Annotated in this window: 19 protein-coding genes; 9 read left to right on the top strand and 10 right to left on the bottom strand. The window is 44.5% G+C overall.

Annotated elements, in window-relative coordinates:
- Positions 1-90: 90 nt before the first annotated feature.
- Positions 91-774, bottom strand: a complete 684-nt coding sequence (locus tag FRZ54_RS15815) for a heme exporter protein CcmB (RefSeq protein ID WP_147032553.1) — start codon at positions 772-774, stop codon at positions 91-93.
- A 96-nt stretch (positions 775-870) separates the two neighbouring features.
- On the opposite strand from FRZ54_RS15815, the gene FRZ54_RS15810 reads away from it, so the two are divergent.
- Positions 871-1353 carry a methylated-DNA--[protein]-cysteine S-methyltransferase gene (locus FRZ54_RS15810; RefSeq protein WP_147032552.1) on the top strand — a complete coding sequence of 161 codons (483 nt, stop codon included), beginning with the start codon at positions 871-873 and terminating at the stop codon, positions 1351-1353.
- 5 nt (positions 1354-1358) lie between these two features.
- On the opposite strand, the gene FRZ54_RS15805 is transcribed toward FRZ54_RS15810, so the two are convergent.
- From FRZ54_RS15805 to FRZ54_RS15785, 5 genes are read right to left on the bottom strand one after another with little or no spacing between them, the layout of a single operon-like run.
- On the bottom strand, positions 1359-2186 hold the full coding sequence (locus FRZ54_RS15805) for a CheR family methyltransferase (protein WP_147032551.1): 828 nt from the start codon (positions 2184-2186) through the stop codon (positions 1359-1361).
- A gap of 56 nt (positions 2187-2242) precedes the next feature.
- The gene (locus FRZ54_RS15800; protein WP_147032550.1) at positions 2243-2665 is read right to left on the bottom strand and encodes a hypothetical protein; all 423 of its coding nucleotides are present in this window, start codon (positions 2663-2665) and stop codon (positions 2243-2245) included.
- A gap of 4 nt (positions 2666-2669) precedes the next feature.
- Entirely contained in the window at positions 2670-3002 is a 333-nt protein-coding gene (gldC, locus tag FRZ54_RS15795) for a gliding motility protein GldC (protein ID WP_147032549.1), read from the bottom strand.
- A gap of 4 nt (positions 3003-3006) precedes the next feature.
- On the bottom strand, positions 3007-3285 hold the full coding sequence (locus FRZ54_RS15790; protein ID WP_147032548.1) for a hypothetical protein: 279 nt from the start codon (positions 3283-3285) through the stop codon (positions 3007-3009).
- 11 nt (positions 3286-3296) lie between these two features.
- A complete protein-coding gene (locus tag FRZ54_RS15785; RefSeq protein WP_147032547.1) occupies positions 3297-4622 on the bottom strand; it encodes a DEAD/DEAH box helicase in 1326 nt (441 codons plus the stop codon).
- A 211-nt stretch (positions 4623-4833) separates the two neighbouring features.
- Here FRZ54_RS15785 and FRZ54_RS15780 point away from each other — a divergent pair, with 211 nt between their 5' ends.
- A complete protein-coding gene (locus tag FRZ54_RS15780; protein WP_147032546.1) occupies positions 4834-6168 on the top strand; it encodes a dihydroorotase in 1335 nt (444 codons plus the stop codon).
- Between the two features lie 4 nt (positions 6169-6172).
- Here FRZ54_RS15780 and FRZ54_RS15775 read toward each other — a convergent pair whose 3' ends face one another.
- The 3 genes from FRZ54_RS15775 to FRZ54_RS15765 form a co-directional block, all read right to left on the bottom strand.
- Positions 6173-6631, bottom strand: coding sequence for a GyrI-like domain-containing protein (locus FRZ54_RS15775; protein ID WP_147032545.1), 459 nt, complete (start codon positions 6629-6631; stop codon positions 6173-6175).
- A 78-nt stretch (positions 6632-6709) separates the two neighbouring features.
- A complete protein-coding gene (locus FRZ54_RS15770; protein WP_147032544.1) occupies positions 6710-7144 on the bottom strand; it encodes an SRPBCC family protein in 435 nt (144 codons plus the stop codon).
- Between the two features lie 43 nt (positions 7145-7187).
- Positions 7188-7622, bottom strand: a complete 435-nt coding sequence (locus tag FRZ54_RS15765) for an EVE domain-containing protein (RefSeq protein WP_147032543.1) — start codon at positions 7620-7622, stop codon at positions 7188-7190.
- A 183-nt stretch (positions 7623-7805) separates the two neighbouring features.
- On the opposite strand from FRZ54_RS15765, the gene FRZ54_RS15760 reads away from it, so the two are divergent.
- Positions 7806-8354, top strand: coding sequence for a cupin domain-containing protein (locus FRZ54_RS15760; protein ID WP_147032542.1), 549 nt, complete (start codon positions 7806-7808; stop codon positions 8352-8354).
- Position 8355: 1 nt separating this feature from the next.
- Here the strand turns inward: FRZ54_RS15760 and FRZ54_RS15755 are convergent, their stop codons facing one another.
- Positions 8356-9303, bottom strand: a complete 948-nt coding sequence (locus FRZ54_RS15755; protein ID WP_147032541.1) for a helix-turn-helix transcriptional regulator — start codon at positions 9301-9303, stop codon at positions 8356-8358.
- A gap of 63 nt (positions 9304-9366) precedes the next feature.
- On the opposite strand from FRZ54_RS15755, the gene FRZ54_RS15750 reads away from it, so the two are divergent.
- From FRZ54_RS15750 to FRZ54_RS15725, 6 genes are all read left to right on the top strand, one after another.
- Positions 9367-9606 carry a putative signal transducing protein gene (locus FRZ54_RS15750; RefSeq protein WP_147032540.1) on the top strand — a complete coding sequence of 80 codons (240 nt, stop codon included), beginning with the start codon at positions 9367-9369 and terminating at the stop codon, positions 9604-9606.
- A 57-nt stretch (positions 9607-9663) separates the two neighbouring features.
- Positions 9664-10092 (top strand): YciI family protein, encoded by a 429-nt coding sequence (locus tag FRZ54_RS15745; RefSeq protein ID WP_147032539.1) that lies wholly within the window; start codon positions 9664-9666, stop codon positions 10090-10092.
- A 104-nt stretch (positions 10093-10196) separates the two neighbouring features.
- On the top strand, positions 10197-11204 hold the full coding sequence (locus FRZ54_RS15740; protein WP_147032538.1) for a N(4)-(beta-N-acetylglucosaminyl)-L-asparaginase: 1008 nt from the start codon (positions 10197-10199) through the stop codon (positions 11202-11204).
- Between the two features lie 142 nt (positions 11205-11346).
- A complete protein-coding gene (locus tag FRZ54_RS15735; RefSeq protein ID WP_147032537.1) occupies positions 11347-12111 on the top strand; it encodes a copper homeostasis protein CutC in 765 nt (254 codons plus the stop codon).
- Positions 12112-12140: 29 nt separating this feature from the next.
- The gene (locus tag FRZ54_RS15730; protein ID WP_147032536.1) at positions 12141-12341 is read left to right on the top strand and encodes a DUF2683 family protein; all 201 of its coding nucleotides are present in this window, start codon (positions 12141-12143) and stop codon (positions 12339-12341) included.
- A gap of 3 nt (positions 12342-12344) precedes the next feature.
- Complete coding sequence (locus FRZ54_RS15725; protein WP_147032535.1) at positions 12345-12644, top strand: type II toxin-antitoxin system RelE/ParE family toxin; 300 nt, start codon at positions 12345-12347, stop codon at positions 12642-12644.
- Position 12645: the final 1 nt, after the last annotated feature.

Genomic DNA, 12645 nt, shown 5'->3' with positions numbered 1-12645 from the left:
TTAGACTTAATCCAAATAAAGATTAAAATAATTCTAAATAAGACTGTAATTAATTGATTTAAAGTTGATTATAAAGTGCTATTATGAAACTTAATCCTTCCAGAGATACGGAAAGAGTAACAATGAAGTGGCGATGACGATAGCATTGATGGCAAACAGCACGCCCATATTACCATAGCTGGCGCTACGGTCGAGCCCGTCCATTGCACTTTTACTTAACCTGACAAGCACGAGGATAACCGGGATAACAACGGGGAAGCTCAGGATAGCCATCAGCGTGCCGTTGTTACCGGCTTTAGAGGCAATGGCGGATATCATAGTGAATATGGTAGAAAAGCTGATACTGCCGAGTATGACCGACAGAAAATAGAAAAGCGGGTCGCCAATAGTATTATTGAAGAAAAGGATATAGACCAGCAAGGCAAGCACGCTCAGCAGCGACATCAACAGGATATTGTAAATTGTTTTGGATAAAATAATAGCTTGCGGGCTTGCAATGGAGTAATAATACAACAGCCTGCCCTTACTTTCCTGCAAAAAGCTTTTGGCGATAGCATTGACCGATGCGAAAAGCATGATGATCCAGAAAAGGACGTTCCATACAATGGGGTAACCGGCACTACCCTCAAAACCAGGTGTGAGGCGGAATGAGATGTAGCAAACAAACACCGTTGAGACCACATAGAGCAAAACCCCGTTGAAGGCGTATTTAGACCGCCATTCGAGCAGTATCTCTTTTTTGAGCAGGTGAAGGGTTTGGTTGTAGAGCTCCATTGAATGCAAAGATAGTTTTTGTGAAGCTGAAAGCAGAAAGACTAAAGCAGAAACCATTTGAGCTTGTGTTTCATTGTAAAAACTTAATTTTACCGTATGCCAACTATTTATCATCCATCACCCATCGGTATCATAAGGATAAGTGAAAACGACGGGTTCATATCGTCTGTCAACATCCGGGACGTTGCGGGTGAGGAAGAAGAAGGGCCCACTCCCCTGCTTAAAATGGCTGCCCGACAACTGGATGAATATTTTGCCGGCACGCGTAAAATATTTGATTTTCCGATACAGCAGCCTGGTTCGGCTTTCCAGCAACAGGTATGGGAATGCCTGTTGAAAATAGGTTATGGGAAGACTATAAGCTACCTGCAACAGTCGAAGATGATGAACAACCCCCTGGCCATCAGGGCCATTGCTTCAAGTAACGGGAAAAACGACTTGGCTATAGTCGTTCCGTGTCACCGGGTTATTGGGTCGGATGGCAGCCTTACTGGGTACGCAGGAGGTATTTGGCGTAAAAAATGGCTGCTTGAGCATGAAGCCAGGGTGCTTGGCGTTGGGCAAACGAGCTTATTCTGACGGGACTATCCTCCCATTTTTTGATAAATATTAGCCTTTGAATTGATAGTCTTAAACTTATGCTTCATATCGGGGAAACGGATGGTCTCCTTTGTACCCAGGCACAGGAAGCCGCCGGGCGCCAGGCTATTATAAAAAAGTGTCAGTATCTTTTCCTGTAAAGCAGCTTCAAAATAAATAAAAACATTCCTGCAACTGATCAAGTGAAATTCGTTGAAAACACTGTCGGTAATTAGGTTGTGGACCGAAAACAGGGTATTTTGCCTGAATGTACTGTGAACACCGGCCGCGTCGTGCATCATGGTAAAATGATCGGTAAGTGAGCCTGGTAGCTCCGATTGGGTGTAATTTTCCTGGTAGGCCTTTATTTTCCGCAGGTTATAAACGCCCTTCCGCGCTTCATTCAGCATTTCAACATTGATATCGGTGCCGTATATGAACGACCGGTTGCCAAACCCGGCAAGGTTGAGCAGGATAGATAACGAGTACACCTCCTCGCCCGAGGAGCACCCTGCGCTCCAGGCCCTTATATGATTCAGGTTATCAAAACAAGGCAATACCTGGGTATTTAGCGCCTTGAAAAAAACCGGATCGCGAAACATCTCGGTGACATTCACGGTGATCTCTTCCAGGAACCACTGAAAAAAATGCGGATCGGAGTTCAGCTGTTTGTGAAGTTCGTCCAGGCTCATTTTTTTGAGCATGATGATACGCGATAGCCGCCTTTTTAAAGATGCTTTGGAGTAGCCCGAAAAATCGAAACCGTGCAACTTTCTGACCAGGTCCGTTAATTCATGAAGTTGCAGGTCGGTTATCCCGGGTATTTCGCTCATTGGAGATCGGTGATATGGCTAAATCAGGTGAAAATGTACAAAATTATTCATTGGACTCATCCACCGGGGACCGGCGGCTTATACCCGGGTTTTTTCTTTAGCGTTCCGGCTATTGCCAACAACGGGGCCGTCGCAAGCAGCCACCAGCCCCATTTAAATTTGATCTGCCTTTCCATAAATCTCTCAAACGAGTGGAACGGGATAAAAGTAAACGAGTAATGAATTTTTAACAGCGACAGGAAATAGAACAAAATAACCAGCACGAGAGACAACCAGGCCGCCAGGCGTACTATTTTACGCTGCATGAAAACGACCCCGACAATGCCAACCACTGCTATTAGCAAAACGACAACACCGTAGGGCATATTGGCTTTGTACATATTCCAGTTGACGATATGCAGGGGGCGAAAAAGTGGGCAGTAGGTTGCTGCTATGAGCATCACAAAACCCGCGAAGGAGATGAATGATGAGAGTCTCATTATTTTATTTTTGGCTGATTTCCATTTTATCGGCAAAATGCGCACAATAATCGCGAAGGTCCTCTACAATGTTCTTTTCGCCGGTTGCACGCAAAAAGCTGTCGCCCATTGTTTGCAGCGTTTCGTAAAAAAAGCGTTTCATTTCATCAACGGGCATGTCTTTCGTCCAAAGGTCGATGCGGAGCGTATTCTTGTAATTGTGATCCCATAGCGCCAGCATCATTGATTTTACCGGCAAGGCTTCTTTATTTTCTGCATCGGTCGACTCCCAGGTTATGCTTTGGGGTACGTTTGCATCGTCAAGGTCTATTGTGAGTTTGATCTCGGCTTTTTTCATTTTGTCATTTAACAAGTAAAAATATAATAATCGCCAAAGTTATAAAGCTTAGTTCAACGATCCACAGTTTTTTGGTTTGAGGGAAAAAATTGCGCAGCATGATATCCATAAATGACACCACCATGGCGAAAAGCACGAATATACCTGCAAATAGGCCGCTTTTAAGTGCGTGCGGATAGTGTCCGCCCATTACACTTACGCCATAAAACATAATATAAGCCGCCATAAACAGGAAAAAAGCAGCTGCAAAGTTTAGCGGGGTTATCCGGATCTTATTTTTCATTATAAGCGTGTTTACCTTTTGCCTTTCGTTTTTCCACCTTTACCCCTGTATTTCTTGTCCTTAGCCGCATCAAATTTTTTCCGCTGATTGACGGTCTTCTTTTCGTGAAAGGCCCCTTTAAATTCGGGATTTTCTTTCCGCTTCTGCTCGTCTATTTCCTTCGCCTGGGCCTGGCGCTCTTCATAAGGCGTTTCCTCCACAAATACTTCACCGGGCAAAGCCGACACGGGTATTTCCTGCCGTATCAGCTTTTCGATCTTCCGTATATAATATTCTTCCGCCGGGGTACAAAATGTTATTGCCTCGCCTGAATTGAAGGCGCGGCCGGTCCGGCCTATCCGGTGCACGTAATCCTCTATCACAAAAGGCACGTCAAAATTGATCACATGACTCACATCGCTCACATCTATTCCGCGGGCGGCCACGTCCGTCGAAACCAGCATTTTTACCTTATCGTCCTTGAACGCGTTGATGGAATTAATACGCGTATTTTGGCCTTTATTGGCATGTAGCACTTTTACCCCCTGCTCGCCATACCGGCGATGGAGAAATTTATATACCTCTTCGGCATTGGTGCGGGTTTTGCAAAACACCATCAGCTTTTTGATCTTCGTTTCGCCGTCCAGCAGGTATTTCAACAGGTTGATCTTCGTGCGGATATTAGGTACCAGGTAAAGTTTCTGCGTGACAGTTTGTGCCGGCGTGGCCTGCGGCGTAACTTCAATAACGGTAGGGAACTCCAAAAAATTAGCCGAAAGCTCACGTATCTTATCTGACATGGTTGCCGAAAAAAGCAGGTTCTGCCGTTTTCGGGGCACTACTTCCAATATCCGGTTTATCTGGGGCATAAAACCCATATCCATCATTTTATCAGCCTCATCCAGTACCAGCACCTGCAGCAATTTGGTAACCAAATGTCCCGCCAGATAAAAATCCATAAAACGCCCCGGGGTGGCAACAATGATATCGGCTCCCTTGTATACCTGCTCAATTTGCGTTTTCGGACCCAGGCCGCCATAAAGTGTTACTACACGTAAATCGGTGTAAGTAGCAAATGTTCTGACATTTTCCTCTATCTGGATGGCGAGTTCCCGCGTTGGCGCCACAATTAAAGCACGGGGGTGTTCACCCTGTGCATATTTGAGGCGCATAATTATGGGTAACACATAGGCAGCCGTTTTGCCGGTACCGGTTTGGGCTATGCCCATCACATCCTGCCCGTTCAGTATCGGCGGTATGGCTTTTTGCTGCACAGCGGTAGCTTCGGTATAACCGGCATCAGCAATTGCATTCAATAGTTGTTTGTTAAACTTAAAATCTTCGAAGCCAGTTGACATGCGGCAAAGATAGTGTTTGAGTCGGGAAGTCCGAAAGTCCGCGTAAGTCCGGAAGAGCTTGCGTCTTACAGCACCTTTTTAAGCATGAGCGTGCCAATATCTAAGAAAAGGTGAAAGCGTAAAGGACTATTTCCAATTTTGAATATTCAATTTCAAATGTGTTCTTGTGTCACGTTTTCTTAGATTTGCAACATTAATCTTAAATCGCTCGATGTCAACTATCCTCATAAAATCCGCCACCATTATTAATGAGAACAAACAATTTGTGAGCGACCTGCTGGTGAAGGAGGGTTTGATAGAACGAATAGACGGACAGATAGATGTTAAGGCCGATCAGACAATCAATGCAGAAGGGCTTTACCTGCTGCCGGGCTGCATCGATGACCAGGTGCATTTTCGCGAGCCGGGGTTGACACATAAGGGCGATATCCATTCCGAATCGAGAGCGGCAGTGGCGGGAGGTATCACTTCTTTTATGGAAATGCCAAATACCGTTCCCAATACTTTGACAAAGGAATTACTTGAACAAAAATATGAAATAGCAGCACGCAACTCGCTGGCTAACTACTCGTTTTACATGGGCGCGTCTAACGACAACCTTGACGAAGTACTGAAGACGGATATCAAGAATGTTTGCGGCATTAAAGTATTTATGGGTTCGTCAACCGGGAATATGCTGGTGGATGATCCTAAAGCGCTGGAAAGTATATTCGCCCAATCACCTATGCTTATTGCCACGCATTGCGAGGATGAGGCTACCATCAAAAGCAACCTGGAGCATTACAAACAACTGCTGGGCGAAAATATACCGGTAAGGTTACATCCTAAAATCAGGAGCGAGGAGGCGTGTTACCTATCGTCTTCAATGGCGGTGGATATGGCAAAGAAATACAATACCCGCCTGCATATTTTGCATATATCGACGGAGAAGGAAACTTCCCTTTTTGATAACAAAACTGCACTTAAGGATAAAAGAATAACTGCCGAAGCCTGTATTCATCACCTGTGGTTTAGCGACCAAGACTATGAAGCCAAGGGCAATTTTATTAAATGGAACCCGGCTATCAAGAAAGCGAGTGATCGTGACGCTATTTTAAAAGCGGTTTTGAACGGCAGGATAGACGTTATAGCTACCGACCATGCCCCGCATACGCTGGAGGAGAAATCAAAATCGTATCTGCAGGCACCGTCGGGCGGGCCGCTGGTGCAGCACGCGCTTCCTGCTATGCTCGAACTTTATCATCACGGCAAGATCACCCTGGAACAGATTGCCGAAAAGATGGCGCATAACGTAGCGATATGTTTCGAGATAGAAAAACGCGGCTATATCCGCGAAGGGTACTGGGCCGACCTGGTATTGGTTGATTTAAATAACCCATGGAACGTTAACAAGGACAACCTGTTATATAAATGCAAATGGAGCCCGTTTGAAGGCTCCACATTCCGGTCGAAGGTTATGCATACGCTCGTATCCGGCAATTTGGCTTACAGCAATGGAAGTTTGATTGAAGGTAAAAGCGGCAAGCGGTTGAACTTTAACAGGTAAGTTGTCATACAACGCCTACGTATATCTCCGTTTCTGTTTCTTCAAAACTGTTCGCGCCAGCTTTATACAGGTCGTAATCGGCAATATATTGTCTGCCGGAGCAATTTTCCCATATGTGGCGCCAGGTCCCTGCTACACATTGCGGAAATTCTCCTTCGGGTTTATACATCCTGTAACTGCCATCGGGCACAAGTGCCATAAACAACCCGGTGTTTATTTGGGGTTCCTCTATCCGGCAACCTATCACTGCGCGGTACCAGTCATTATGATCGCTTTCATAATCGGTATACACGCAATAGATATCATTCGATAATTTTCCCGGTATCTTTTCCCTGATATTTTCAGACATGAACCTTTCCCACAAACTACCTATATCTTTTGATGACTGGTCATTTTTATTGATGGTTTTAACCGCTATACCGGCTACATAAAATTTTTCCTGGTCGGCTAAAGTATACTGCATCTTGGTTATTCAAAAAAGTTATAATGTAATATAAATAATTTATTAACAAATATTTGTGAAATATAATTAAACAAATACTTAAACATCTCCATTCTCTACCATTTCTTTCATCTTACCAAAAACTGATTGCCAGTTTTGTTCGGAGTGACTCTTTGCTTCCTCGCTTTTTATTTTCTCCTGGGTAACAGTAAGCAATGTTTTCCGGTCCTTTTCGGACAGGTCATACGTAATGTCCAGGTAGTTTTCCGGGGCGTCATCCGTTCCCGACATACTGCTCCAGTAATTATATTTTACGGATCGCCCGGGATCGACGTCAAGTATCTCGCCTCTATCCTGGTAGGTTTTTCCATCCCACTCCCCTTCCCAAACTATCGGGCTTCCTTTCTTCCAATCGGTTTTTACATTGGTGCCGAAGAAATATTGTTTGACAATTGCCGGGTTTGTCAGCGCTTCCCAAACCTTAGCTGCCGGTGCATCGATCTCGATCGCTGTTTTTAAAGTTAGATTTGTCATGATTTTATTGTTGGTTGCTATTTTGTTAAATTGATGTATGACTTTATTGTTTTTGGACTAACATTTTTTCTTTCAATAAATTAAAATCGTGTTGGCCTATCTCAAAAAAGCCAAAGCGGAAACGGAATCCCCAGGCCTTTTTATCGCGGATAAAATCCAGCGAGCCTATTAACGGAACTATCGGTACATCTTTGCACGTATAATATTTCACGTTTCGCCGGTAGGGAATAAAATCGTCGGACATTTTATGCTGATAGATTTCACCATCGGCTACCTGCCCTATCGCCGTAAAGGCCTGCAGCTTTTCATCTCCTTCATAAGTTACCTTGGGCGAATAAAATATCACCCAATCGTTCGGGCGAAGTTTTTTTAAAGAACCCGGCTTACCATGATTAGCCTGCATAAAGCTCCCAGCTACCCCCCGCTTTATATGATCTTTCGATACAACTGTTACCCAGTATCTTTCCTTATCCATCATTTATCGTCGTTTTCTGCTACAAAATAACCGCGCGAGAATGACAGCCCTATGTCAGCAGTAAAAAAAATGTTTATAAGTTGTTACAAATGAACCTGCATTTTTAGTTGGTTAACCCGGTAATAGCCGTATATTTACCAACCCCGCAACCTAAATTGACTTATACACAGATATAAACCTGTCAGGATGGCGACTAATATTTTCGATCTATGTACCAACCCGGTAACGGGTGAAACCTTTAAAGCCGTTTCTTTAACGCCATACGCTTTTACAATGCAATGGACCGTACAATCGGGGCGCCACGTTCCGTTTGAGCACCTGCATGTGTACCAGGATGAGATATTTTATGTAAAAAAAGGTGAAATAAAAGTACTGGTAGAGGGTAAAGAACATATAGCCCGCGAAGGGCAACGGGTGATAATAACCAAGGGCAAGAAGCATGCCGCATTCAACAACGGGGAAGATGAGCTGAATACCTGGGTTGAATACAGGCCCCCACTGGACCAGCACCGGTTATACCAATGCTACAACGGGCTCATCAATGACGGATGCCTCGACAAAAACGGCGCCGTGAGCATGCCTATGATGTGCTACATGTTAAAAAAGATGAAGTGCAAAGCCATGGCCCGGCCAACAAGTATACCTGCACCGTTGTTTAAACTGACGCTCAATTTGTTTTACCTGATGGGTACCATGAAGGGCTGGGATAAGTTGTACGAGAAATACACCCAATAACTCAACTGTTCCGCAGCATAATAACATTGGATAGTTCTTTGACCTTTTCCTTCAAACTGTCCGGGCTCACGATTATAGCCATATCTCCATACATCATTAGCCACCGTACAAAACCCTCGACAAATCCCGTCAGGAACGTCATTTCGATCAAACCGTCAACTTCACGTTCCGAAACAAAGCCGTTGTAATATTTTTGTTCGTTCAGGTACGGACCTATGCTTTTTTCCACCCTGATGATCACTTCCTCCAGGTTCCGCTCCCTCGCCTGTTGCGAAATGTATTCATTAAGATTTGGGTGCATTGTTTTGAAGCGTTCGCCCGTCAACGATATATTGGAAATACGGTCGAGCCTGAAATCGCGGTAATCCTCACGTAAACGGCACCAGGCGATAAGGTGCCAGTAATTATCCTGGTAAAAAACACCTACCGGCTCTATACAGCGTTCGCTCCATTGCTGGTTGTGCATGGCGAAGTAATGGATAGATAGTACCGTCCGCTCTCCTATACCTTTCAGAATTATCTGCAGTGGGTTCAGATCGAGCTTCACACCTGATGTGCGCCTGCTTTTCAAAACCTCGATATGCCCGTCGATATTATCAAGGAAATCTTTTTCGGCCATACGTAAAACCGACCTTATTTTATACATCGCCGATTTATAGTTCTCGTCCGATGATGGGTCGGTAAGCTTTTCCATCAGTTTTTCGGCCGTAAGAAACGCCGTCGCTTCTTCGCGGGTGAACATTACCGGCGGCAAGCGGTAACCATCCATAATGGAGTAGCCCACCCCTGCTTCACCTATCAGCGGTATACCTGCTTCTTCCAGTGTTTTCACATCGCGGTAAACCGTGCGCAAGCTTATATTGAACCGGTCGGCAATATCACTTGCCTTAACTACCCTGCGCGACTGCAGGTGGATTAATATAGCTGATATGCGGTCGATGCGATTCATAATAATGCCAAATTAACCAAAACAAATCCTCATTTTTGACTACGTGAATAATTAAACTTTAAGATGCATAAAGAAGAACAAATCGTAACTTTTGAAACGTATTTCGACCCTATGCTGGCCGAGATCATCCGGGCCAAACTGGAGGCGAACGATATACCCTGTTTTTTAGCAGATGAAAATATGAGTATCATTTACCCGGCGTATAACCAGGGTGGCGGCGGCATCAAACTCAAAGTATTTGCGCGGGATTGGGAGCGGTGCCGGGAGATCATTAATAATGATGAAGAAATGGGGAATGATTAGTTTATCAAATACAACACTAACCGTGAATACGATTGTTAAATATTGAAAATACCGGCCATGAAAAAATACATATTCCTTTCAATTGCACTTGCAGCTTTAACTTTTTCCTCCTCCGCCCAGCAGGTTATAAACCCAGGCAAGACACAATTTTTATTCATCATCCGGTTTAAGGCTGATTTTAAACCGTCTTCGGACGAAGCGGTAAGGGCCAATATCAAAAAATGGCAGGAATACATGGGCGAACTGGGCAAGTCGGGGAAACTGGCAAGTGGTTACCGGCCGGCGAGCAATGGCTTAACCATAAGCGGAACAGGCAAATCGTTAAAAAGTGAACCCTATGTTGCCGACGGCGACCAGGTGAGCTCGATACTGGTTATTAATGCCGAAAGTATGGATGCAGCAAAAGCCATTGCAGACAAATGCCCGGTATTTGAATTTGGCGGCAGCGTTGAAGTAAGACCGGTGATGAATACGGCAGGACAATAAAGCCGAATATTGAATAATCCATTTCGAATAACCAGCACCGAAGTTACTTTATCATTCGATGTTCGTTATTCGGTGTTCGTTATTAAATACTTTATATTAGCGGCATGTACAATCGCCGTAAATTCATCAAAGTCTCCGCTGCGGGCGCTTCGCTCGCCGCATTGTCACGGTCGGCCGTGGCTGAAACTCTTGCTCAAACCGCCGACGCAAAATTCCCCATTGTTATTTCGACCTGGGATTTTGGTATAGTAGCCAATAAAGAAGCGTGGAAAACCCTCGAAAAAGGCGGGCGGGCGCTTGATGCTGTGGAAGCAGGTGTGAAAATACCTGAAGCTGATATGAAGAACCATACTGTGGGCAGAGCGGGATATCCGGATCGCGATGGTCACGTAACGCTGGATGCCTGCATTATGGACGATTTTGGCAATTGCGGCTCGGTTGCAGCCATTGAACATATTGCCCACCCCGTATCCGTCGCACGACTGGTAATGGAGAAAACACCGCATGTAATGCTGGTTGGCGAAGGAGCCACCCAATTTGCAGTGGAACAAGGCTTCAAAAAGGAAAAGCTGCTTACGCCAGAGTCGGAAAAGGCATGGAAAGAGTGGTTAAAAACTGCCAAATACAGCCCGGTTATCAATATCGAGAACAAACAGGGCATTCCGGGAAATCAATATAATCACGATACCATAGGCATGCTGGCTATTGACGCTAAAGGGAACCTGTCAGGCGCATGTACCACCAGCGGCATGGCCTTCAAAATGCATGGGCGCGTAGGTGACAGTCCGATCATCGGAGCGGGCTTATATGTAGACAATGAAGTTGGTGGCGCTACTTCGACAGGGGTTGGCGAGGAAGTGATCCGTAATGTGGGCAGCTTCCTGGTGGTTGAATTGATGCGTCAGGGTTATTCGCCGGAAGACGCCTGCAAAGAAGCGGTAAAACGCATCATCAAAAAGAAACCCGAGACCGCAAAACAGATACAGGTTGGTTTCCTGGCTATCAATAAAAAAGGTGAGTACGGTGCTTACGCCATTCAAAGCGGTTTTTCATTTGCAGTTTGTAACGCTGAACAACAGGATCTCTTGATAAAAGGTAAAAGCATTTATTAGTTTTTGGTTCATCGATTCATAATTGATAGTTAGAAGTTATCATAAAACTTGTAAATTATTGATTAACTTAGATACTTATTAAGAAACAAACCGGACCCCTCCCTTTAATTACCGGCCGTAAGCTATTGACCAATTGATGCCTATGAACAAACAAACCAAACCTGTCATCCAACTTGAGGTATGCGCTAATTCGGTTGCTTCCGCGTTAGCGGCTCAGGAAGGCGGGGCAATACGGGTTGAATTATGTGAAAATCTTTCTGAAGGAGGTACAACCCCCTCGTACGGCCAGATCGCTTTAGCCCGGAAATTGCTTTCGATCAAACTTTATGTATTGATACGTCCGCGTGGCGGTGATTTTCTCTATTCGGATGTCGAGTTCGACATCATGAAGGCCGATGTAAAACATTGCATTGAAACCGGCTGCGACGGCATCGTTATAGGCATACTCAACGCCGATGGTTCGATAGATAAAAAGCGCTGCAGCCAATTGGTTGGCATGGCAAAAAGCAAAGGGCTTGGCGTAACCTTTCACCGGGCAATTGACATGTGTGCCGATATAAGCCAGGCGCTTGAGGATATTATTGAACTGGGTTGCGAACGTATACTTACCTCGGGCGGAAAAAGTACAGCCGTAGAGGGTGTTAATACTATTGCACACCTGATAGAGAAAGCCAACGGACGAATAAGCATTATGCCCGGGGCCGGGGTAAATGAAAAAACGGTGGCCGATATCATCCATTTTACCGGCGCAACAGAGATTCATTCATCAGCGCGCAAGGCAACCAAAAGCCAGATGCTTTTTAAGAACGACCATATCCTGATGGGTTACGGTGAAACCGATGAATATAGCTATTCCATGACAGATGTGGAGCGCGTGAAAAATATCATAACAGAGGCCAATCGCTAATTTCACATCGAAATAAATTATATTTGTATATGGACGCACTGATTGTTTACCCGGAAAATAAAGAGCAGTTAACTGCCCTGAAGGCTATAATGAAAGCCATGAAAGTAACTTTTGAGCAACGAAGCGAAATTTACCCTGATCATGTAATTGAAGGTGTAAAAGAATCGTTAACGCAAGCCGACGAAGGTCAGCTGATTCGATATGCCGGAATTAAGGATATGCTTAATTAAAAAATGGGCCTCACCATTTTCTATACTCCACGATCTAAAGAAACTTTATTATCTGTTTATAACTTTATTAAAAACGAGTTCGGTGTTATTGCGGCGGAAAAATTTTCGGCAAAGGCAGAAAAAACAATTTCACTCGTAGCTGAACATCCATTTTTATTTAAAGCTTCTATGATTGATGAAAACGTGAGAGTTGGTTTGATAGCCAAACAAACATCATTGTTCTATAAAATTACCGATACTTCGATAACTCTTTTGTTTTTCTGGGATAATCGCCAGGAGCCTTTTTTTACTGAAAAGAATTGAT

The organism is Mucilaginibacter ginsenosidivorans (assembly GCF_007971025.1).
In the GTDB taxonomy this organism is placed as follows: domain Bacteria; phylum Bacteroidota; class Bacteroidia; order Sphingobacteriales; family Sphingobacteriaceae; genus Mucilaginibacter; species Mucilaginibacter ginsenosidivorans.
Note: the sequence above shows the minus strand (reverse complement) of the source record. Positions and strands in the feature narration are given on the sequence as shown.